The following is a 21,794-nucleotide window of genomic DNA, read 5'->3' as shown; positions in this document are numbered from 1 at the left end:
GATAGGAGAGTGGCAAACGTGCAAACACCATTGGCGACGGCAATTGTTTTTCTGTACGCGCTATGTGGATTGACAGTACTAGGCTTGCTTGTCTTGTTCGCACTGAAGCTGCGCAACATTTCGGTGGAGAAACAGACCATGCGTTGTCTGGAAAAATATCGCGACTACTTCGTTTACCTGCAAGCACACGGGGAAGAAGACGAGCGCTTGCAAGTGCCTTATGGCGATGTGACCCAAAAAGAAAAGCAAATCATTCAGAAAAAGCTGTTTGAGCTGATGGAGCGAGTCACAGGCATTCATCGGGACAAGCTGATCTGGCTCTGCGAGGATATGGGACTCGTAGAGCTGGACATGCAAAGACTAAATGGCTGGTGGAAATGGACGAGGGTGGATGCCGCCTACAATTTGGGGATCATGCGCTCCAAGCTCGCCGTACCTGCACTACTCACCCTGCTGCAAAAAAACACGAATGACACCAGTGTTTTTATCATTGCGCGCTCCGTCGCCAAATGTGCACGCAACACAGAAGATTTGCGGGAAATGGTGACCCGGGTTGTCGGAGCGAAGAAAAATGTCCACCAGCTTATCGTGGACATCATCAGTGATGCGCAGGTGGATACAGCACCGCTTTTCGCACAGTTTTTACAAGAATCCGATGCTGAACTGGTCAAAATCGGACTGATTGGCTACGCGGTGCATGCCCAGCCTGGCATTGAGCCTGCGCTATACCAGCTCATTCAATCGCCTGACAAGGAAGTCCGAATTAAGGCAGTCAAGCTCATGAGTCGGGATATCCGCTATATGAATGAGCAGACAGTCACGGATTTTATGAACCACAAAGATTGGGAAATTCGGGCAATGGCAGCGAAAGCAATTGGCTCACTGAAATTGCATTCGTACATCCCCTCACTGAAAAAAGCGGTGGGTGATGCGAACTGGTGGGTTCGCCATCACAGTGCGCGCAGTCTGGCGCAGCTAGAGGTCGAAGGCTTTGCTGCCCTGTGTGAAATTTTGCAGGAAGAGAGAAACAGTCATAAGAGTGAGATGGCTCATCAAGTGATCCAGGAGGAGCTGGAAAAAGAGAAGCTGGTTCTACAGCGTGCGACAGCAACAACGACAGAGAAGCTCGTGCAATACAACGAAAAGCTGCATCTGTACCGCAAGTCGTACCGCAAAACGATCTCCACGGTTCAGGTATTGGAAAGATAGAGCGAAAGGAGGCTGCCATGAGAGAATTTCTACTTTACTACGGAGTATTTGCGGTCTATTACGTCATCGCGATCAACTCTTTGTACTTCATCATCATGCTGTTCTCGTTCAAGAGCATCATGGGAATCTTAAAAAGCTCCATCTATTCGAGATTCCAGACACTTTCAGGTTCTGAGCACGTTCCACCGATTTCGATTCTCGTGCCGGCATACAACGAAGAGCTGACGATTATTGAAAACGTAAGGTCGCTCTTGTCCTTGAACTATCCGCGCTACGAGGTGCTTGTGGTCAACGATGGATCGAAGGATGCTACCTTGCAGGTCTTGATTGACGAGTTTTCACTGGTTTATTCCGAGCACATGCCGGTGCAGCCGCTTCTGCATACGTCGAAGATCAGGGGAGTCTACCACAATCCGGCTTTTCCGAATCTGTACTTGATTGACAAAGAGAACGGAGGAAAAGCTGACTCGCTCAATGCGGGGATCAATCTCTCCCACTATCCGTTGATCGCTTCTATCGATGCAGATTCCTTGCTGGAAAAAGACGCGCTGATTCGCATTGCGAAGGTGTATATGGAAAACCCGGATGAAACCGTAGCTATCGGCGGAGATATTCGTATTGCCAACGGCTGCAAGATCGAAGACGGTGTCGTGAAAGACATTCGTTTGCCAGACAAGTTTTTGCCGATGATGCAATCCGTCGAATACCTCAAGGCGTTTCTCGGGGGACGAATCGGCTGGAGCGCAATCAACGGATTGATTATCGTCTCAGGTGCGTTCGGTGTTTTTCGCAAGGATTACATCATCAAGGTAGGCGGCTATCGCGAGGGGTATCCGGGTGAAGACATGAACATCATCATCAAGCTGCACAAGTACATGCTTGAAAACAAGCTGCCGTACCGAGTGGCATTTTGCCCCGATGCGGTCTGCTGGACGCAAGCGCCGGATACGCTCAAAATCTTGGGCAGTCAACGCCGCAGATGGGGTCGAGGCAATCTGAAAAACATGATTGAGTACGGCAGATACATGGCGTTTCGCCCGAAGTACAAGCTGTTCGGGATGCTCACGCTACCGTTCAATATCTTGTTTGAAACCCTGAATCCGTACTTCCGTATCACGGGTCTATTGGCCCTCATCGGTTATACCTTGCTGGATATGACCAACGGCTACGTCCTCTTACTCTACGGCTTGCTCAATGTGCTGTATGGCATGCTGCTTGGCATTGGCTCCTTATTGCTGGAGGAAATCGCGTTTCGACGGTATCCGCGTTTTCGGGACATCGTCAAAATGCTTTTCTATACGATTCTGATGTTCTTCGGCTATCGGCAAATCGGCGTCATCTGGAGATTCCTCGGTCATATTGAATATTTGCGCAACAACAACTCCTGGGGAACGATGACGCGGACGAGCTGGCAGACGAAGAGCAGCGAAAACATTTCAAGTTTGGAGGCTAGATCATGAGTAATCTCGTACCTGTTTTTTACGAGCATCTGAACAAGATGGAAGAGAAACATTTGGCGTGTGGGGTTATTCTGGCGGCTTGCAAAACCCTCACGAAAGAGTCAATGGAGCTGATCAAGCAAGACCTGGGCACCAGTTCAGGAGACGGCTCCGAGATTGCTTTGCACTACGCGTATGACAAAAACAAGCAGCTCTTCGGAATACTGCTGGAAGGACAGAAGCTTTCGAACACCCATTTCTATGCTTTGCGTGTCAAAGACTATTTGCAAGAGCACAAACTGCTAGCAGGCAGCCTTTTGATTGCAAGTTTTCCCGAAAGCTCTCGCTCGTCCGGTCAAATGCTGATGCGGATGATCCAAGAGATGAGAGAGCCAGGTGCTCATGGGGAAATCAAGATTTACGAGCAGAATCCCGCTCAAAAAGAGGGGCCGGCAAGTATTTTGCTGGTTAACCATGATGAGACTGTCAACGAGTTTTTGAGCATCTACTTTCAGCGCAAAGGGTATCTCGTTACGGTAGCCAATGACGGGATGGATGGCATGGAAAAATATCAGGAGGTCGCCCCTGATCTCGTGATTACCGACCTGAATCTCCCTATCCTCAATGGATACCAGCTCATGGAAAAAATCAAGGATATCAGCGCTTCTATGAGCAAGATTATGGTGCTCACAGACAAACGTCTGGAAGAAGATGTGCAAAAATCATTTGCGATGGGAGCATCTGACTACATTACCAAACCATTCTCCCCGGTAGAACTGGAAGCCAGGGTGAAAAGGCTAATTTCATAATTTTAGAAAGAGAAAGGGAGAGAGACGAGGATGGCGAGATACGAGGAACTGCAACAGAAGATTCAACGAAAGACAGCGAGAGTGGGTGTCATTGGGCTTGGGTATGTAGGGCTGCCGCTGGCGGTAGAGACGATCAAGAGTGGTTATACCGTAATCGGAATCGATCTGCATGGCGGAAAAATTGAGAGCCTGAAAAGAGGAGAATCTTACGTCCAGGATGTTTCTAATGAGACCTTGCAGGAATGCCTCGCGACCAATCGCTTTTTTCCGACGACTGATTATAGCGTAATCGAGGAGCTGGATGCGATCAGCATTTGCGTTCCGACTCCACTCAGTCCCAATCAGGACCCGGACACCTCTTACATTACAAACGTTGTCGAGCAAATCAAGCGATTCATGAAAAGAGGAATGCTCATTACGCTGGAGAGCACAACCTATCCGGGAACAACGGAGGAGCTGATCCAGCGCGAATTTGAAAAGCTGGGCTATCGGGCTGGCGTCGACTTTTTCCTCTGCTACTCGCCGGAGAGGGTCGATCCGGGCAATCGCAAATACAGTACGTACAATACGCCAAAGGTGATCGGCGGGACGACAGAACGCTGCATGGAGCTAGGCACACTCTTGTATGGCAGTCTGGTCAAAACCGTCGTACCGGTCTCCTCGCCAAAAGTGGCGGAGATGTCCAAGCTTTTGGAAAACACCTTCCGCAGCGTCAATATTGCTTTCATGAATGAGATGGCAATGATGTGCGACAGAATGGGCATCAATGTTTGGGAAGTAATCAAGGCCGCATCGACCAAGCCTTTCGGGTTCATGCCGTTTTACCCGGGACCCGGAATCGGTGGGCATTGCATACCGCTCGATCCGATGTATTTGTCGTGGAAGGCCAAGGGCTTTCGTTTTCACAGCCAATTTATTGAGATTGCCCAATCGATTAACGACAACATGCCGGACTATGTCCGAAACAAGACAGCACAGGTGCTCAATATTTACGCCAAAGCGATCAACAGCTCGCGCATCTTGATTCTCGGCATGGCCTACAAGCCGGAAGTAGATGATCTGCGTGAATCACCGGGTCTGGAGATTTACGAGCTATTCACTAATAGTGGAGCAACGGTTGACTATTACGACCCGTATGCGCAGAGCTTTGTGAATAAAAAAGGCGAGATCGTCCATTCCATCGCCAATGACTACGAGGCGTTCAAGACATACGATTGCATGGTGCTCATTACGAATCACCAATGCTTTGCCTATCAGGAGCTGGCGGATTTGGGAGTGGCCATTATCGACACACGAAATGCATTTGAGGGCATCACGAATCCGAATGTGTATCGCATCGGAACCTCCGTCGCAATCAGGCAGGAGAAAGAAGTCGTCAGCTTGCTCGCATAATACAAAATCCGAGCATTATACGCAACAAGGGAGGAACCGAAGACATGTGCGGAATTATGGGATATATCGGGAACAGGGAAGCGCAGCCGATCCTAATCAATGGGCTGCGAAAGCTGGAATACAGAGGCTACGATTCAGCAGGCATTGCGATTTGTGATGGAGCAACCATCGGCATTCGCAAGGCAAAAGGCAGAATTGATGTACTGGAGAGCCAAACCCAAAAGTCCGGCTTGCAAGGCTCCATCGGCATTGGTCATACGCGCTGGGCGACACACGGGCGACCTTCTGATGAAAACTCTCATCCTCATTTTGATCAATCCGGCAAGTTCTCGATCGTGCATAACGGCATTATCGAAAACTATCTGGATCTCAAGCAGGAGTTGATCGAAAAAGGCGTGACGTTTACCTCGGAGACAGATACAGAGGTCATCGTACACCTTTTGGCGCAGGAATACGACAATAGCCTGGTTGCGGCAGTGCAGAAGGTCGCTGGCAAAATTCGCGGAGCATTTGCCCTTGGTGTGATGACGGAGCATGAGCCTGACAAGCTGATTGCAGTACGCATGGCGAGCCCGTTGATTATCGGGGTAGGAGAGAATGAGAATTTCATCGGTTCTGATATCCCGGCGATCCTGGAGCACACGCGTGATGTGTACGTTCTGGAAGACGGAGACCTGGCGATTTTGACCAAAGATTCTGTTCACGTCATGCGTCTGGATACGACGGAGCCAATCGAGCGAGAGCTGGTGCGGATTGAGTGGGACAAGGAACAAGCGGAAAAAGACGGCTTTGCTCACTATATGCAAAAGGAAATTTACGAGCAGCCGCGTGCCCTGCGCAACACAATGACGGGTCGAATCGATGCTACCCAGCAAAAGGTTATTTTTCCTACTCTTCAATTATCGGAAGCGGATGCCAAGCGTGTGGAGAAAATCTACATTGTCGCATGCGGTACCGCTTATCATGCGGGCTTGATCGGCAAGCATGTGATCGAGCGACTGGCACAGATTCCGGTAGAAGTAGACGTAGCGTCGGAGTTTCGTTACCGTCGCCCACTTTTTCAGTCCAATACGCTCACGATTGCCGTCAGCCAATCAGGGGAGACAGCAGATACACTGGCAGCCATGCGTGAAGCCAAGCGAAACGGCTCGGCAGTGCTCGCTATTACGAATGTAGTCGGAAGCTCGATTGCCCGTGATGCTGATGACGTAATTACGACAAATGCTGGTCCGGAAATCGCGGTTGCTTCGACGAAGGCATATACCTCGCAGCTGGTTGCGTTTTACTTGCTTGGCATCTATCTGGCGCAAGCGAAGGGAACACTGGATATTGGCACCCGTGCCTCACTGCTTGACCAACTGACGGCTCTCCCGGATCAAGTCGAGCATATTCTCGCGCATGCAGATGAGATTCGTCATTTCGCTGAGTCGATCAAGGACGAGCAGCATCTGTTTTTCATCGGACGAGGACTCGATCATGCAGTATCGATGGAAGGCTCACTCAAACTGAAGGAAATCTCGTATATTCACTCGGAGGCGTATGCGGCAGGGGAGCTGAAGCATGGCACGCTGGCGCTGATCGAAGAGGGAACGAGAGTCATTGCCTTGGCTACACAGGATGAGCTGCATGAGAAAATGATCAGCAATATTACAGAAGTGAAAGCCCGTGGAGCAAAGGTTCTCGGTATTACCTTGGATGGACATGTAGAGCTGCATCGCTCGGTTGATGATGTATGCCTGATTCCGCAGACAGATGCCTTGTTTACACCGGTGTTAGGCGTTATCCCCCTCCAGCTCATTTCCTATTACACTTCGGTTGCGCTCGGCAATGACGTAGATCGTCCACGGAATTTGGCCAAAAGTGTAACAGTTGAGTAAACACGAACGTCAGTCGTATTAAGGCTAGAGAGTAATAGGAAAAAGGGGGAAAGATGAATGAACACCTCGAAGCGGACGTTGAATCAGGAGAAATTACTGGAGATTATGCTTCAGGCCTATCAGCTGGGCGTGCAGAGGAAAGACATTAATTTGAGCATGATGATTGACACACTGACCTATGAATTGAAACCATACTTCGATCAGCAAATCCAACAGGGTCAGCTTGCAAATGGGGAGCTGACCAAGACGGAGGCGATAGGATGAACATACATGCAGTAGTACTCGCAGCAGGAAAAGGAACCAGAATGAAGTCTTCGCTCTACAAGGTCATGCATCCAATCTGCGGGAAGCCGATGATTGAGCATGTCGTAGAGACATTGGAGGCCTTGTCGCTTCGCCACTTGGTCGTCGTTGTCGGTCACGGAGCCGAAGTAGTCAAAGAGCAGCTGAAAAACCGCGTTCAGTATGCGTATCAACCGGAACAACTGGGAACAGCTCATGCTGTTTGGATGAGCCACGAAATTCTCGGGGCGCAGGATGGTGTTACGATTGTCATGAATGGCGATACACCTCTCGTACAAGAACAGACGCTGCGAAGTTTGCTCGAGTATCACCAGCTCAAACAAGCAGCAGCCACGGTTTTGACCTCCATTGTGGACGAGCCTACAGGCTATGGCAGGATCATTCGCGACGAGAACGGCGATGTCCGTAAAATTATCGAGGAAAAAGACGCGACCTTGGGCCAAAAAAAGGTAAACGAGATTAGCACCGGAATCTTTTGCTTTGACAATCAAAAGCTGTTTTCGATGCTGCCGAAGGTCTCAAATGAAAACGCGCAAGGGGAGTTTTACTTGCCAGACGTTCTGGGGCTTTTGCAAGAGCAAGGTCATTTGGTAGCGGCGTTTGCAACGGATGATCCAGAAGAAGGCAATGGCGTCAATGATCGTGTGCAGCTCGCAGATTTGGAACAACTGATGCGCAAGCGAATCAACGATTTCCATATGCGAAACGGAGTTACGATGATAGACCCGAGCTCGACATACATCGATTCGGACGTAATGATCGGCCGCGATACGGTGCTCTATCCGGGAACCTGCCTACTTGGCGACACACAGATTGGTGAAGGCTGCCAAATCGGGCCGTACGCGCTGGTCAAAAACAAGAGTATCGAGGATTACACGAGAATTCAGCCCTTTTCAGCGGTTGATGGCAGTACGTTTGGTGAGCGGGCTTTTGCTGGAGTGGGAGCGACGACACAACAGTACGGTACCGACCAGCGCTGATGCAGGTACTTCGTCGATATAGCTGGCTTTGGATAGCACTGCTCCTTGTGACAGTGGCTTCGATCATCATGCTGTCGTTGGCAAACACCCGCTCTCCGCTGACAAAAGCAACCTGGATATGGGATGCCAAGCAAATGGAGACCCAAACCGATGAAATGATCGAGTTTGCCGAGAAAAACGACATCAACCTGATCTATCTTCACGTCGAACCAGCAACAGTTGCGCCTAAGACGTATCGTACCTTCATTGAAAAAGCCAATCAGGCAGGCATCAAGGTAGAGGCGCTTGGCGGTGACCCAAATTGGGCGTTAACAGCGAATCGTCAGAGCATCAACGATCTCATCTCCTGGGTGAAGGCGTTCAATCGCAGTGCCAAGCCAGATGAACGATTCGCGGGGATTCACGTCGATATCGAGCCGTATTTGTTGCCTGCATGGAAGGAAGACCAAGCGGAAATCGTCCAGCAATGGCTGAAAAATGTCAGCTATCTGGTAGCGGAGACAAAGAAGGATACTGATCTCGCTGTCGGTGCCGACTTGCCTTTTTGGATCGACTCCGTAAACGTTCCTGACAGTGATGAGAAAGTGAGCAACTGGATGGTGCAGCGTCTCGACAGTATTACGTTAATGGCCTACCGCAATCAGGCTCTTGGGCAAAATGGGATCGTCGAAATCGTAGAAAAAATCGTCGATGATGCCAATGTACGCAAAAAAGGGTCGGTCATCGTAGGCGTCAACATCATGGAAACGATGGAAGGCGCGCATGTGAGCTTTTTTGAAGAAGGCACAAAAGAGATGAACAATCAGTTGGCCATTTTACAGGAGGAGCTGTCAAACAATCCGGCGTTTGCAGGAAGTGCGATCCATGATTACGAGAGCTGGAAGCACGCAAGTCAACGAGAGGAGCAACTTTGACGAATGAAAGCTGCGCGCATCTATTTGAGTGTACTCTGCCTGACGGTCGGCTTTCTGTTCGGCTTTTCCCCCGCGGAGAAGAAGAGTAAAGCAACATGGATCTGGCAATCCGAAATGATCGGGAGAGAGAAACAAGAGATTCTCGATTTCTGCAAAAGTAACGATATTCATCTCGTCTACTTGCGAATCGAGATGAACAAGCCCTATGAATACTACCGCGATTTTATCCGCGAAGCAACAGAGATGGGGATCGAGGTTCATGCGGTAGCCGGTCATCCGGCGTGGGCGCTCAAAAGCAATGAAAAGCGGATGATGAACATCGTCCACTGGGTAAAAAGCTACAACCGTGAAGCACAGAAGGATGAGCGTATTCGCGGGATTCAGTTAGACATCGAGCCGTATCTCCTGCCGTTTTGGGATACCGATCAGAAGCGGATTATCGGTGAATGGCAAGCCAATGTACAGGCGTTCACAGCCGAGGTGTCAAAAGATGAGGATTTGGTTGCCAGCGCAGCCATTCCATTTTGGCTGGACGATATTCCTGTTCCAGGGCAAAAAGAGATGTCTCTGTCCAAATGGATGATCAGCCAGTTTGATACGGTATGTATCATGGCGTATCGGGACACCCTTTCCGGTCAAAACGGCATCCTGAATTTAATTGATCAGGAAATGAAGGAAGCGGATGAATTAGAGAAGCGTGTCTTGGTTGCTGTGAATATTAAGCCACTGGATGAAGACCACGCTTCTTTTGCAGAGGAAGGCCCGGCTCTTATGAAACAGCAATTAGAGCAATTGCCTGCACATTTGGCACACCATCCGTCCTTCTCTGGAGTCGCGATCCACGATTATCGCTATTGGAAGGAGGCGGCTCCACTGCCCCCGATAACGAAGCAGCGTTATAAAGGCACCTACATATGGCGTGCAGAATTGATAGGCACGGAAAAGGAGGAAATTCTCTCCTTTGCGGAACAAAACGGGGTGAATCTCCTCTATGTTCGTCTGGATTTAGAGCAACCGACTTCCTATTATCGCGATTTCGTCAGAGAGGCTCGTGAAGCGGGGATCGAGGTTCATGCGATGGGCGGCCATCCGATTTGGGCTCTGTCTGAAAGTCGGAGCAAGATCATGAAGCTCGTTAATTGGGTGAAAGCCTACAATGAGGCTGTCTCGACAGACGAGCAGTTTCACGGCATTCACTTAGACATTGAGCCGTATGTCCTTCCTGTCTGGCGCGAGGATAAAGAGGAAGTTTTACGTCAATGGATGGGCAACATCGAAGCTTTTGTCGAGGAGACCAAGAAAGAAACTTCCCTGGAAGCAAGCGTCGATCTCGCCGCGTGGCTGGACAAGACACCTACTCCGGGTCAGCCTGAATTGCCCTTTTCGCATTGGATGATCGAGCAGCTTGATCATACGACCTTGATGGCCTTTCGCGATCGCGCTCCTGGGATCATTGGCTTGGTTGAAAATCAGATGAAGTACGCAGAGAGTCTCCAGAAAAAGCTGGTCGTCGCCGTGGAGACAAAAGAGAGCCACGAAGGGAAAGGAATCACCTTTCACGATGAAGGCATGGGCGAAATGGATCGGCAGCTGGATCTGGTGACAAAAGCGCTGGATCGATACTCCTCTTATTGGGGGCTCGCGATTCATGCCTATGACTACTGGAAAAACGGGAAAGAGTAGCCTGCATCGTGCACCATTGTTGTACAATAGAAGAAAACGAGTGTCGGAAAGAGGAGAACAAGTCATGCGAGATGTGCAAAAACGACATCGCAATCTCCCGCAGCGTACACCAGAGATGTTGTACAACGTGGTGCGCAAATTTTACCGCGGAGCTGTCAGTCATTTTGACTTGATTCAGGAGAAAAAGCAGGAAGCACGGGCGGCCTTGGAAACTGGTGACCACGACAAAATCCGTGCAGCCGTACACACGTTATTTTTGGAGTTCCATTTTTATGTGACCTGCTGGCTCCAGATTGAGCTTGCCCTGTATCGGCTGGCGCGTCAGGATGAACGCCTTGCGCAAGTGATGGAAAGATACCGACCATCGTTGGAAAAGCATGTAGCGGTACGGCAACTGCTGGATCAAACGGAGGCTTGTGTGGAGGCGCAGTTTCAACCAATCGGAGATGGATGGTCCTGCGTGCAGAAGGATGCTTACGTGTTTGGCAGTATCATTTTTACAGTGGATGAAGAGAGTCTGCGAGATTTGCACGCCGTGTATCAGGCGATTTGGGAAAATGTAGATTGCTGAACCACCGATAATAAAAAGCGTGACCGTCGCGATGGATGGTCACGCTTTTCTCATTTAGAAAGTGCCAGGGAAGATTGATCCTGTATGTGGAGCAACCTGACCTGGAGCGTTCAATTGGCGCACCTCTTGTACATTCGTGCCAGCAAAACCTGGAGTGAAGACAGATTGTGCGCCCATGCCGATTGTATTAGCAAAAGCCTGCTGTTGCGGTTGAGGCTGCTGTGCTTGCAGACCGAATCCGGTGTTGTTCAATTGGCGTACTTCTTGAACATTGGTTCCGGCAAAGCCCGGGGAAAAGATGCTGCCAGCGTTTCCGGCTTGGTTCACAAATCCAGGTTGTCCAGCGAAGCCAGTTTGACCTGCGAAGCCAGTTTGACCCGCGAAGCTGTTATAGCCAGCTTGATTTCGCGCCTGAACCTCTTGAACATTAGTTCCAGCAAAGCCAGGAGAAAAGACCGCGTTCGCTCCACCAAAAGCTGGTTGATACGATGGCTGCGCTGGGATGTACTGGGATGCCTGATTTTGACCAAAACCAAATTGTTGCTGTTGTACTGGATAGCTAGCATTTTGTTGTCTTACTTCTTGTACATTGGTATTCGCAAAGCCTGGGGAAAAGATGGATTGGGCACCACCGACTCCGCCACTGAAGGATGCAGCAGATGAAGGCGTTCCGAGCGATTGTGCATGGCCGCCTTGGTTCCAATATTGTACTTCTTGTACGTTGGTTCCGGCGAAGCCTGGTTGGAACATCGAACCTGCAGGGCCTACTGCTCCAAAAAATTGCGGTTGTTGCTGGGATTGCATCATATTGTTATTTGTGTAGGTCATGGTTAAGACCACCTCCATGGATTATTTTTTCCAAGCTCGATTTTGTCATGCATCCGATAACGAAAAAAACATGCCGGAGTCAAAACGGCATGTTCCTTTAAAGCAAAACGTGAGACTTGCCTCATTGTTCAGTGCTACCCGCACGTACAGCCAGCATGCCGATTCACCTTTTGCGGTAGCGTTTATCTACAACCAGGAAGGATTGACCCATTATAAGTCAACAGCTTGGGGGTCAATCGCGTCAGCCAGTCGTTCGTTGGGTGATGCGCCGTTCCCCTTCCTGACGGGCAAATCGCACGAAGGTCGTCTGTGAATCAAAGTGCTGCTCGACTCCTTTATCCTGCGGCACTCCCTCGCTTGCCTGGCAAGTGGGAGACATGTTGTGCGTAGTGGATCAAATTTGATAGCGATAATCGTCGAATCGATGGTTCATCGAATTTCTCCGGCTTTGCATTTGCTTCAAAGAGCCATAGCTTTCCTTCTTCTGTCAAGCCAAGGTCCATCGACATCTCAGCCAAATCCGTCCATTCTTCATTTAATGATCGTGCGATAGCGAGCGCTGTATCGTGAATGTGTCTTTCCATTTGCTCGTGATGATTATGAAACAAGGCTTGCATAACGGTTGATAACGAGTGGATTGAGCCGCCGCGTGGCACATGAGTGGTGATGCTTTGCGAGCCGGACCTTCTGATGCCAACCCCGGTTACACTCCACTCGCCCTCGCCATCTTTCTGTACGAGGACGCGCACATCAAAAGGTTTGCCGTTGTAACGGGCACGACGGATACCTTGCTGCATGATGTACTTTTGCTGTTTGACATGAAGTCTAATATGCTTCCATACTTCATTCAAGTTGGAAAAGCGTCGAGTAATGGCCTTATGCTCCTTTAACCGTTGCAGGAACCACTTATCGTTTTTGAAATCAATGCGCATAATTCCCTGACCAGCTCTACCGCGCACAGGTTTCAAGTAGACAAAGCGATGTTCTGTGCAAAAGCTTCGAAAGCGAGCCAAGGTGTCCAGCTGTTTCGTCTCCGGTAGAAAGGCTTGCACTTCCAGGTGGGACTCAAGCATCGTAAACAGCTGCTGCTTGTCAAAAAAGCCGCGATTAAACAATGTGACATTTGGCATCTCATGTATGCGGTTCAATGCTCTTCGGACTTCAGGTCGCCGTTCTGCTTTTCTCGTCGGAATTCGATTGTAAACCACATGGGGGAAAGGCAGAATCACCTCTTGCCACGAGTTTAGACGATTGTTGTACAAATAGCCGCGCACCTTTTTCTTCTCCCAATTGATTCCTTGTGGAGTGAACACATAGACGAGTGCACCCCATTGCTTTCCCGATTGGGAAATATCCTTGAAGTTCTCTCGGTTTCCTAAAAATGCTGCCCCTTCACCAACAGTCAATATGCCAAATAATGGGCCAAGCTTCAGGGAGTCGTCCGCCATTTTCCAGTTAATGCGTGTACGAATGCGGCTTGCTTGCACGCGGGGTAAACCAGCGTATATCCGTTTCGTATGAGAAAAGGGACCAAGACTGGCGACCAGTGGCTTTGGCGAGCGTTTAAGGACTAGCCGAGGTAACTGTACGAACCATCTACCGCTAGGGAGGATCGTCAGCCACCCGGAGCGCTGCTGAAGCATGGTGTTCCTCCTTCCTGAAAAACGGTACAGATCGCGTGTGACTAGAAATTGGCCAAGTAACAGCTATAATCGACGAGCAGCTTGCGTGATTCTTGATCAGCCTGCCTGAGACGGGCGTGCTTGAAAATAGAACGGCCAGGCTTGGAATTCGCTTCGAACATCCAGACATGACCTTGCGTATCAATCCCCATGTCCAGCCCCAATTCGCCTAAATCGATTCCTTTTGCCAGTTCAATCGCGGTAGCGAGTCGGATCGAGGCATCGGAAATTCGCTGGGTCATGAGGGCTTTTTGTTTGCCAAACAGGTGTTGTAACAGGTCATCGCCGGGGATGACAGTTCCACCAGTGCGTACGTGGGTAGTTACGCTGCCAGAACCAGCAACCTTGGCTGCCGTGCAGGAGACGACCCACTCATTTTGCTGATTTTTATGCAAGTGAACACGGAAATCAAACGGTCGTCCATGGAAGGTCATGAGCGAAATGCCCTGTTGTGCCAGATACGCACTGACCCGGCGACTACGGAAGACATGCTGATAAAGGCTGGACAGCTTGGAAAATTGTCTTTTGACATTGCCGCTGCCTGTATGATAAGAGGCAGTAAAGCCACCGCCGGCCTGGCGAACAACTTTGACAATTCCGTACCCGAGACTTCCATTTTTGGGCTTCAAATAAACGATAGGGTATTTACGAAGCAAGTTTCGAACTGTTGTAAGGGACGGAGAGGTGTAAGTCTCCGGGATATGCTCATTCACTTCTGGATTCGGGTACAGCAGTTGGTGCACGCCCCATTTGTTAAAAAAGCCCTGATTGAACATCGGTAAATTGGGGTAGCTGGCGAGTCGATACTTGAATTCCTGAACGGCTTCATGTTTTTCTGCCGAACGAGAGGGAATGCGATCATAGACGACGTCGGGCATAGCGGTAACATGCTTTTTCCAAAAGTATCCACCTGACTTGTTTCTACGCAAAAACCACGCTTTGACCGTATTGGATTCCCAGTCCACATCGTTTGGGGAAAATATATAGTAGAAAACGCCTTTCCCTTCTTGTGCCTGTAACAAATTGTAAAAAAACGAGGTGCGAGAGCCAATTGGTTGCTTGGGATCTCGTCTGATGCCAGTCGTAACGATCCCGATGGAAGGACCGATCCGGAGTGCGGAGCCCTCTAGTTTGAGCTGGATCAAGCCAGGATGAGGAATGCCCAGCTCCGTTTGCAAGAGCGTTGTCACTTTCATGACGTTCGTATCCGGATTGCGTTTATCTTGTAAGACAGTTGCGACTACTTCCTTTTTACCCAGTAAGACTTTAATTTTTTGGCGTTGCCGTAGCTGTAGCTGTTGGAAGAGAGTAGCTGGCAGGATAATCCCACTGATACGTGGGTTGGAAAGGAAGCGAAGCCGCATTCTGAACGTTTCCATGCTTTAACCTCCTACACGCTCTTTCATGAGATATTGGGCGTAGCGAACAGGCTGAGTAATCGAATGCAGTTGCGCAGTCGGGTCGTCAATCATGCGAAAAACAGTTCGCCCTGGTCTGCTGTTTACCTCGATGATCCAAACATTACCTGCGGTGTCGATGCCAATATCGATTCCCAGCTCAACGAGTCTGCCGTGTGACTCTTCCAAAAAACGGGGAAGTTCTTCCGCCACTCGGTTGATTGTTTGCTCGATGCGTGCCGCTTTTGCGGATGTGAAGTGAAGGGGCAGGAAAGAGGCCAGAGGTGTTGCTTTCCCTCCTCCGTGTAAATTGGAGGTGATACTGCGTTTGTCTCCCAGGCGCACAGCTTTGCCCGTTGTCCCCCATTTACCCAGCCCGTTTTTTTGAACGAGAACACGGACATCGAATGGGGTACCATCCGGGGTATGCAACTCCAAATAGGGCTGTACCAGGAACTTGCGGCCGGCAGTAAAGACTGACACAAAATTTTTTAATCCGGCAGTGTCATGAATTCGCCTGGTGAAAGGTTTATTGTCCCGGTTTCGTCCGGAAGCTTCATAGCCACTGCGCATTTCTTTGATTCTCACGACGCCAATACCGTGAGTTCCCGCCATCGGTTTAATGATGGCTGCCCCGTATTTTTCCAAGGTTGCATGAAGCACAGGATATGAGAATATTTCAGTAGGTGGTAGCAGCGGGGCGAGGAGAGGGGACTTAACGAGCATCTGGTGCACCTGCCATTTTCCAGACAGACCATGCCCCAAAAACGTAATGTTGCGATCGTTTTGCAACTTTTCCACAAATGGTTTATAGTGGCGATAAGATGGGCCCACAAAGCAACGATCATAGATAAAGGTGGGGATTGGGAAGTCTTTCGCGTGCCAGGACCCATTGCGATATTCGAAGCCTTTTACCATACGCGTGGAAAAGTTAACCTGACGTGGTGAAAAAACGAAGACGCGAATACCGTGCTTGCGTCCATAGAGCGTAAGCTTTTTGTAGTACCCTTTGTCTACAAAGTGGGAGCCTTGGCACCGGGCCATGATGCCAAGACTTCTCTCGGATGCTGTCATGTAGGTCACCTTCGCCTGTTATTGTTGCGTTTCGGTTTTCTTTTTATCGTCTTTTGTGGTTGAATGGTCCGGGGAAAACCACTTAGAAAGGCGGAATAATCCAGCATGCGAATGACAGAAGGGCGAGCACGCCGAGGCAGCTCTTCGGCACCCTCAGGCAGCGGAACAGTTTTGGCTGACTTGGATGGCTTGCTGTTGACCTCCAATAGCCACACCCGTCCATGGACGTCGACTCCCAGATCAATTCCGAATTCTGCGTAATGCCCAGGCAGTGATTCCTCTAAAAGGATTGCGAGCTTCAGTGCTACGGCGTGTAACGTTTGGGGAGAAGGTCGAATCGCACTCGCCCGAGGTCCACATACTCGCAGCGCCTGAAGGGGAGTCATCATCTGCCCGCCTCTGGATATATTGGAAACAATGCGGTTTAATCCCAGGCGAGCGACCATGGAAGTGACGGACCATTCGCCTTTTCGGTCTTTTTGCACCAATACACGAAAATCTGTCGGTCGTCCTTGGATGCCGATTAACGGTAACCCTTGCTGCAGCAAATAGGATGTGCCTTTTGTCCTTTTTTGCAAATACTGATGTAAGCCCTGAATGCTAGCAAATGATTTGCGCAATCCTCCTGGGAACGCGAGCTGGTATCCCTCGGGCGAACTGCGAACTCGAATGATCCCGCGCCCCATGCTTCCGTTAGCTGGTTTTGCATAAACGGTGCGATAGGTAGATAGCATTTGCCGCAGGTCTTCCTGTTTCAAATAACGAACCATACTGGGAAGATGTTCGGAGGCTGTCGGTTGATTCTCGAGTGCGGCGTGTACATGCCACTTATTCAAAAAACGCTCGTTAAAAAAGGGAATGGAAGCGTCCTTGCAGCGTTGAACCCAGTTGGCCATCTGTTCGCTTCGTTCGCGTTGGCGGGATACGAGCCGGTTGTAAATGCATTGCGGAAGCGGAAGTAAGGTCTGTCTCCAGACGCCTCCCTTTCTGACGAGGCCGCGCACGATTCCTGCATCCCAGTTGACATCCTGAAGCCGAAATGCGCAAAGGATCCCTCCGCGTTTGCGGGTGATATCGGACATCTCATGGAAGAAAGAGTTTAGGTGTCCAAACGGTCCTTGCGAGAACGCTGCATTGTAGCCTGAAACAAGAACACCTACATACGGTCCGAATACGATTATTTTCTGACTCGCATCATAACGGACTAAGAGAGGAACGCCCCTGGGTAGATAAAGTGATTGAGCTAAAGAGGGTCGAATGAAGGTTTTACCCGAGGTTTTGCCTCCCCGTTCCCAACCGCCTACGCGTGCGGAAACGGTTTTGCTCCCAAATTGGACCGCAATGGTGGATGGTGTTGAAAGATTCCATTTGCGCAAGTGCGCCTGGGGCAGGTAAAGGTCTACTTCCGATATTATCTCGTTTTCGACAACGATTGTTGGAACGTAGGACATGAGTATCCCCTTCCCATCAGGCAAAGTTAGTCTATGGTATGAGCATCCAAAACGTTTGGTGCCATGTAGAGAAGAGAGGTTGTTAGGATTTATGAACGCTTGGATACTATTAGTGAACATTGCAGTAGGCTCTGTCATCGGTGGAGTGACGAATGAGTTAGCCATCCGAATGCTGTTTAAACCAGTAAAACCGTGGTATATAGGCAGATGGAAAGTGCCTTTTACCCCGGGTTTGATCCCGAGAAGACGGGACGATATCGCGATACAAATGGGCAGACTCGTCGAAGAACATTTGCTGACGACAGAGGGGGTCAAGCGTGCGCTGAACCAAAGTGGTTTGGAGAGCACACTGACAGGATGGATGAACACCATCGCTCGGGATTGGATGGCAGATGAGCGTAGTCTGCGTCAAGCATTGCTCACGGTGATGCCACAGTTATTTAAGGAAGACGGAACGTGGAGTGAGGGTGTCCGCGCGCCTATCGAGTCGAAATGGGGTACCTTTGTCGATCAGGTTCTGGCACAATATGAAGAGAAAAAACTGCGAGAGTTGGTAACGGACAATGGACGCGAGCGTTTGGATGCTGCACTTGGCAGTGTGAGCGAATTACTCTTGAAACGTTTCCGTGAATATTTGCATTCCCCGGAAGGCCAGCAAACCTTGCAAAACATGGTTCGCGGATTACTCGGTGGAGGCGGAGGCATGTTTGGTGGCTTGGTCGGGATGTTTCTTGGGGATGACAAGATTTTGGGCAAGATTCTCCCGTATCTCGATGAGCTTTTGCAAAGCAGAGAGCTTTCAGAACGCGTGCACCACTTTTTACATAAGGAAGCGGACAAGCTCTTGGACAAAAATGTGGGTGAAGTGGTTGCCTGGATTGGGCGAGATCAGGTGGACGATTGGGCGCGGAAGCTCTTTGCCAAGCTGGAGGAGCAAAGCCTGCGCATCGTGGACGAGCCTCTGTCTCGTTTGACGGCGCCTATTTCTGAAACGGTGACAACGGAACTCGTTCCTCGTTTGGCCAAGTGGATGGTGGACACGCTGCAACAAAACATAGAGAGAATATTTTCGCGCCTGGCCATCCGGGATATTGTTACCCGGCAAGTAGAGGGTTTCCCGATTGAAAGAATTGAAGAGATGGTAGTCGGAATCTCAGGCAAGGAATTCCGTATGATTACCGTGCTTGGATTTATCCTCGGCGGGATTATTGGGCTTGTCCAAGGTATATTGGCAAATTTACTCAGTTAAACAAAACTGAAAAGAAACTGTAACTGTGTTGTAATAATCCTGTAATATTCCTTGGGTATGATAAAAGCACGATGAAAACCCCCTTAATGATATACTTTCTGGTCGGTAGCTTTCGAAAAAGCTACCCTTTTTTTTTGCCCCGCCTTCGGGTATATTGGTCGAAGGAGCGCACGTACATGGAACGGGTGGGAGAAAAGGAAGGGGGAATAGCAATATGGCAACGAAGCATGAACAAATCTTGCAACATATTGATCGCCTTCCGATCGGTTCGAAGATTTCCGTGCGGCAGATCGCGAAAGACCTGGATGTGAGTGAAGGGACTGCATACCGCGCGATCAAGGAAGCGGAAACACAAGGATACGTCAGCACGATTGAGCGTGTCGGTACGGTGAGAATCGAGAAGAAGCAAAAGGAAAATATTGAACGTTTGACCTTTGCGGAGGTTGTGAACATCGTCGATGGTCATGTGCAAGCCGGACGCGAAGGCTTACACAAGACCTTGAATAAATTTGTAATAGGGGCCATGCAGCTCGAAGCCATGATGCGCTATATCGATGCCGGGAGTCTCTTGATTGTCGGTAACCGCTATCAGGCGCACAAAATCGCTTTGCAGCAAGGGGCTGCAGTATTAATTACCGGGGGATTCGATACAAGCGAGGAAATCAAGCAGCTGGCTGACCGCTTAGCGCTGCCAATCATCTCTTCTAGCTACGACTCCTTTACGGTAGCTTCGATGATTAACCGGGCCATTTACGATCGCCTGATCAAAAAAGAAATCGTAATGGTTGAGGATATTTTGAAGCCGCTAGCAGAAACGCCTGTCTTATTGACTTCAGATTCTGTTGCCAAGTGGCACCAGTATACGGAGCTGTATCAAGACACGAGATTCCCCGTTGTTGACGAGCAGATGCGGCTGATCGGGATTGTTACCTCCAAAGACATCATCGGTCATGAGGAGACTGCAATGATCGACAAGGTCATGACGAAGAACCCGATCACGACCTCGCCGCGGGTATCCGTAGCGTCATCTGCGCACACCATGGTGTGGGAAGGAATCGAGCTATTGCCTGTCGTAGACAATCATCGCAAGCTCGTAGGGGTCTTGAGCCGCAACGACGTATTAAAAGCACTGCAATTTACAGCTAAGCAACCACAGATGAGTGAAACGTTCCCGAATCTGATCATGTCCCATTTCCGTGAGGAGCGACAGGCAGATGAGATGGTCTATCTGGGGGATGTGAGCCCACAAATGACCAACCACCTCGGTACGATTGCCAGCGGAATCATGACGACGGTCATGGTCGAGGCTGCTTGTAACCTGTTGCGCCACCATCGTCGAGGAGACATGGTACCGGAAAATATCACCGTCTATTTCCTGAAGCCAGTCCAGATGGAAAGCCATATCGAAGTGAAGCCGCGCCTATTGGACATCAGCCGCCGCTTCGGAAAAGTCGAAGTATCGGTATTCCATGGCGAACAGCTCGTGGGGCAGGCTATGATTACGGCGCAAATAATTGAGCGTTAGAAGAAAGGAACAGTCTCTTATGGACTGTTCTTTTTTGTGTTGAAAAGTGGCTGTAGTGGGGGAGAAGAAGCGCATTTCCAGTCTACGCTTCGGCCTCCGCCCCGCAAGGGGTGTGAACTGTCCGCTTCGGAATAAATGGCGGGAGCGCTTCAAACGTTGAAGTTTCGAGGAAGTATTCCATAAGTGAAGCTTAAATTCCCCGCCATTTATTCCTACGCTGAGATGGGCTCCAGAGGCGCTTGGACTGGAAATGCGCTTCTTCTACGCAGCTTTGGTAAAGGCATCCTGAAAGTTAATTCATGAGGCGAAAATCATCCTGATAAACGAACAAATCAAGCCGCAACTAAACAGACAGCCGATTCAAGGAAAAAGGAGAAATAAGCGAGGCTCTTTGGGACACCAGCCGAGGCGCAGTGGAAAAAGGGAAACACGCCTTTAAGCGTCCACCTCTGAACATGCTCCATGGGGAGGACTACTTTGGACGCGGTTTCCCTTTTTCCACTGCCACTAACAGCAACGGTTAAGGGTATTTTAAACGTCCTAGAATTGACAGGAAAAGCAATGCAACTTATCATCTAATTAGAACATCATCTAATTGAAACGATCAATCAAAGAAAGGAGTACCCCATTTTGCAATTAGACCAACTCGTCACCTTTTACAAAGCACTCGGAGACCCGACGCGCGTACGCATTCTCGCGATTTTGGCAAATGGCCCCCTGCATGGACAGGCGTTGGCAGGCAAGCTCGGTGTGACACCTCCCACTATTACTCACCATATGGCAAAGCTTCGGGAAGCAGGTGTCGTTTACGAACGGCGTGATAAAAACACCATTTACTTTTACCTGCACGAAGCCAATGTAAAACGCCAGTCGCAGGCAATCGTGAACGTCATGGAAAAAGCAAAGGATTCGACAGCAGAGGACATTTTTGCACAAGACAATTCTCATGTTCAAAGGAGGCATCAGATGGCAGCGGAAAAAATGCAGGTCATTCGCAGCTTCATTACGCCAGATGGCAAGCTGAAACAAATCCCGTCCCAGCGTAAGAAAAAGCTGATCGTCTTTGAATACATGGTTCGAGGGTTAGAAAAAGACCGCAAATACAAGGAACCAGAGATCAACGAATACATTCGCCAATTCCACGAAGATTATGCTACGATTCGCAGGGAATTCATCATGAATCATTATATGTATCGGGAAGAAGGTATCTACGAGCTGAACCCGGAGGAAATGTGGGCAAAAGCCGAAGACCTGCAATAGCTGGGAATCGTTCCCTCCTGAACTGAACAGAAAAAAGGACAACCTTCGGCACTGCCGCTCAGGTTGTCGAAGCAATAGAATGTCACACAAATCCATTATAGCGAGAGCTCTATCGGGTTTGTATGATAAACAGCTGGGAATAGAGGAAAAG

19 protein-coding genes are annotated in these 21,794 nt (G+C 49.6%); 14 read left to right on the top strand and 5 right to left on the bottom strand.

Going from position 1 to position 21,794, the window contains the following annotated elements:
* Positions 1-18 precede the first annotated feature (18 nt).
* The 10 genes from KB186_RS26340 to KB186_RS26295 all read left to right on the top strand — a co-directional run bounded on the left by KB186_RS26340 (position 19) and on the right by KB186_RS26295 (position 11,177).
* Positions 19-1,209 carry a HEAT repeat domain-containing protein gene (locus KB186_RS26340; protein ID WP_221867547.1) on the top strand — a complete coding sequence of 397 codons (1,191 nt, stop codon included), beginning with the start codon at positions 19-21 and terminating at the stop codon, positions 1,207-1,209.
* A 17-nt stretch (positions 1,210-1,226) separates the two neighbouring features.
* Entirely contained in the window at positions 1,227-2,669 is a 1,443-nt protein-coding gene (locus KB186_RS26335; protein ID WP_173608895.1) for a glycosyltransferase family 2 protein, read from the top strand.
* Complete coding sequence (locus KB186_RS26330; RefSeq protein WP_221867548.1) at positions 2,666-3,457, top strand: response regulator transcription factor; 792 nt, start codon at positions 2,666-2,668, stop codon at positions 3,455-3,457. Before KB186_RS26335 ends, KB186_RS26330 begins: the two co-directional genes overlap by 4 nt.
* Positions 3,458-3,487: 30 nt before the next feature.
* A complete protein-coding gene (locus tag KB186_RS26325; RefSeq protein WP_173608893.1) occupies positions 3,488-4,849 on the top strand; it encodes a nucleotide sugar dehydrogenase in 1,362 nt (453 codons plus the stop codon).
* Between the two features lie 44 nt (positions 4,850-4,893).
* The gene (gene glmS, locus KB186_RS26320) at positions 4,894-6,726 is read left to right on the top strand and encodes a glutamine--fructose-6-phosphate transaminase (isomerizing) (RefSeq protein ID WP_232774682.1); all 1,833 of its coding nucleotides are present in this window, start codon (positions 4,894-4,896) and stop codon (positions 6,724-6,726) included.
* A gap of 57 nt (positions 6,727-6,783) precedes the next feature.
* Positions 6,784-6,990, top strand: coding sequence for a hypothetical protein (locus KB186_RS26315; RefSeq protein WP_173608891.1), 207 nt, complete (start codon positions 6,784-6,786; stop codon positions 6,988-6,990).
* Positions 6,987-8,009: a bifunctional UDP-N-acetylglucosamine diphosphorylase/glucosamine-1-phosphate N-acetyltransferase GlmU gene (glmU, locus tag KB186_RS26310; RefSeq protein ID WP_221867551.1), complete on the top strand. Its 1,023-nt coding sequence runs from the start codon at positions 6,987-6,989 to the stop codon at positions 8,007-8,009. Before KB186_RS26315 ends, glmU begins: the two co-directional genes overlap by 4 nt.
* A gap of 47 nt (positions 8,010-8,056) precedes the next feature.
* On the top strand, positions 8,057-8,923 hold the full coding sequence (locus KB186_RS26305) for a hypothetical protein (RefSeq protein WP_232774681.1): 867 nt from the start codon (positions 8,057-8,059) through the stop codon (positions 8,921-8,923).
* A gap of 3 nt (positions 8,924-8,926) precedes the next feature.
* Positions 8,927-10,606, top strand: coding sequence for a hypothetical protein (locus KB186_RS26300; protein WP_173608888.1), 1,680 nt, complete (start codon positions 8,927-8,929; stop codon positions 10,604-10,606).
* 64 nt (positions 10,607-10,670) lie between these two features.
* Positions 10,671-11,177: a hypothetical protein gene (locus KB186_RS26295; protein ID WP_173608887.1), complete on the top strand. Its 507-nt coding sequence runs from the start codon at positions 10,671-10,673 to the stop codon at positions 11,175-11,177.
* Between the two features lie 54 nt (positions 11,178-11,231).
* On the opposite strand, the gene KB186_RS26290 is transcribed toward KB186_RS26295, so the two are convergent.
* Positions 11,232-12,005 carry a hypothetical protein gene (locus KB186_RS26290; protein WP_173608886.1) on the bottom strand — a complete coding sequence of 258 codons (774 nt, stop codon included), beginning with the start codon at positions 12,003-12,005 and terminating at the stop codon, positions 11,232-11,234.
* A 70-nt stretch (positions 12,006-12,075) separates the two neighbouring features.
* Here KB186_RS26290 and KB186_RS26285 point away from each other — a divergent pair, with 70 nt between their 5' ends.
* Positions 12,076-12,318, top strand: a complete 243-nt coding sequence (locus KB186_RS26285) for a hypothetical protein (RefSeq protein ID WP_173608885.1) — start codon at positions 12,076-12,078, stop codon at positions 12,316-12,318.
* A gap of 22 nt (positions 12,319-12,340) precedes the next feature.
* On the opposite strand, the gene KB186_RS26280 is transcribed toward KB186_RS26285, so the two are convergent.
* Genes KB186_RS26280 through KB186_RS26265 form a run of 4 tightly spaced genes read right to left on the bottom strand, consistent with a single transcriptional unit; the run spans position 12,341 to position 17,609 of the window.
* Entirely contained in the window at positions 12,341-13,648 is a 1,308-nt protein-coding gene (locus tag KB186_RS26280) for a YheC/YheD family endospore coat-associated protein (RefSeq protein ID WP_173608884.1), read from the bottom strand.
* A 41-nt stretch (positions 13,649-13,689) separates the two neighbouring features.
* Positions 13,690-15,066, bottom strand: a complete 1,377-nt coding sequence (locus KB186_RS26275) for a YheC/YheD family endospore coat-associated protein (RefSeq protein WP_173608883.1) — start codon at positions 15,064-15,066, stop codon at positions 13,690-13,692.
* 3 nt (positions 15,067-15,069) lie between these two features.
* On the bottom strand, positions 15,070-16,158 hold the full coding sequence (locus KB186_RS26270) for a YheC/YheD family endospore coat-associated protein (protein ID WP_221867554.1): 1,089 nt from the start codon (positions 16,156-16,158) through the stop codon (positions 15,070-15,072).
* A gap of 5 nt (positions 16,159-16,163) precedes the next feature.
* Positions 16,164-17,609 (bottom strand): YheC/YheD family endospore coat-associated protein, encoded by a 1,446-nt coding sequence (locus tag KB186_RS26265; RefSeq protein WP_221867555.1) that lies wholly within the window; start codon positions 17,607-17,609, stop codon positions 16,164-16,166.
* A 91-nt stretch (positions 17,610-17,700) separates the two neighbouring features.
* Between KB186_RS26265 and KB186_RS26260 the strand changes: the two genes are divergently transcribed.
* The 3 genes from KB186_RS26260 to KB186_RS26250 all read left to right on the top strand — a co-directional run bounded on the left by KB186_RS26260 (position 17,701) and on the right by KB186_RS26250 (position 21,643).
* Entirely contained in the window at positions 17,701-18,858 is a 1,158-nt protein-coding gene (locus KB186_RS26260; RefSeq protein WP_232774680.1) for a DUF445 domain-containing protein, read from the top strand.
* Positions 18,859-19,072: 214 nt separating this feature from the next.
* On the top strand, positions 19,073-20,383 hold the full coding sequence (locus tag KB186_RS26255; RefSeq protein ID WP_137030251.1) for a DRTGG domain-containing protein: 1,311 nt from the start codon (positions 19,073-19,075) through the stop codon (positions 20,381-20,383).
* 630 nt (positions 20,384-21,013) lie between these two features.
* Positions 21,014-21,643, top strand: coding sequence for a DUF2087 domain-containing protein (locus tag KB186_RS26250; protein ID WP_173608879.1), 630 nt, complete (start codon positions 21,014-21,016; stop codon positions 21,641-21,643).
* Positions 21,644-21,794: the final 151 nt, after the last annotated feature.

The sequence above is a fragment of the Brevibacillus sp. AF8 genome (assembly GCF_021270385.1).
In the GTDB taxonomy this organism is placed as follows: domain Bacteria; phylum Bacillota; class Bacilli; order Brevibacillales; family Brevibacillaceae; genus Brevibacillus.
The sequence above is the reverse complement of the archived record's forward strand: the minus strand, read 5'-3'. Positions and strand labels throughout refer to the sequence as shown.

Coding starts and splice junctions, on each gene's coding strand:
- KB186_RS26335 (WP_173608895.1), top strand. CDS start 1,227: ATGAGAGAATTTCTACTTTACTACGGAGTATTTGCGGTCTATTACGTC.
- KB186_RS26330 (WP_221867548.1), top strand. CDS start 2,666: ATGAGTAATCTCGTACCTGTTTTTTACGAGCATCTGAACAAGATGGAA.
- KB186_RS26325 (WP_173608893.1), top strand. CDS start 3,488: ATGGCGAGATACGAGGAACTGCAACAGAAGATTCAACGAAAGACAGCG.
- glmS (WP_232774682.1), top strand. CDS start 4,894: ATGTGCGGAATTATGGGATATATCGGGAACAGGGAAGCGCAGCCGATC.
- KB186_RS26315 (WP_173608891.1), top strand. CDS start 6,784: ATGAACACCTCGAAGCGGACGTTGAATCAGGAGAAATTACTGGAGATT.
- glmU (WP_221867551.1), top strand. CDS start 6,987: ATGAACATACATGCAGTAGTACTCGCAGCAGGAAAAGGAACCAGAATG.
- KB186_RS26300 (WP_173608888.1), top strand. CDS start 8,927: ATGAAAGCTGCGCGCATCTATTTGAGTGTACTCTGCCTGACGGTCGGC.
- KB186_RS26295 (WP_173608887.1), top strand. CDS start 10,671: ATGCGAGATGTGCAAAAACGACATCGCAATCTCCCGCAGCGTACACCA.
- KB186_RS26290 (WP_173608886.1), bottom strand. CDS start 12,005: ATGACCTACACAAATAACAATATGATGCAATCCCAGCAACAACCGCAA.
- KB186_RS26285 (WP_173608885.1), top strand. CDS start 12,076: ATGCCGGAGTCAAAACGGCATGTTCCTTTAAAGCAAAACGTGAGACTT.
- KB186_RS26280 (WP_173608884.1), bottom strand. CDS start 13,648: ATGCTTCAGCAGCGCTCCGGGTGGCTGACGATCCTCCCTAGCGGTAGA.
- KB186_RS26275 (WP_173608883.1), bottom strand. CDS start 15,066: ATGGAAACGTTCAGAATGCGGCTTCGCTTCCTTTCCAACCCACGTATC.
- KB186_RS26270 (WP_221867554.1), bottom strand. CDS start 16,158: ATGACAGCATCCGAGAGAAGTCTTGGCATCATGGCCCGGTGCCAAGGC.
- KB186_RS26265 (WP_221867555.1), bottom strand. CDS start 17,609: ATGTCCTACGTTCCAACAATCGTTGTCGAAAACGAGATAATATCGGAA.
- KB186_RS26260 (WP_232774680.1), top strand. CDS start 17,701: ATGAACGCTTGGATACTATTAGTGAACATTGCAGTAGGCTCTGTCATC.
- KB186_RS26255 (WP_137030251.1), top strand. CDS start 19,073: ATGGCAACGAAGCATGAACAAATCTTGCAACATATTGATCGCCTTCCG.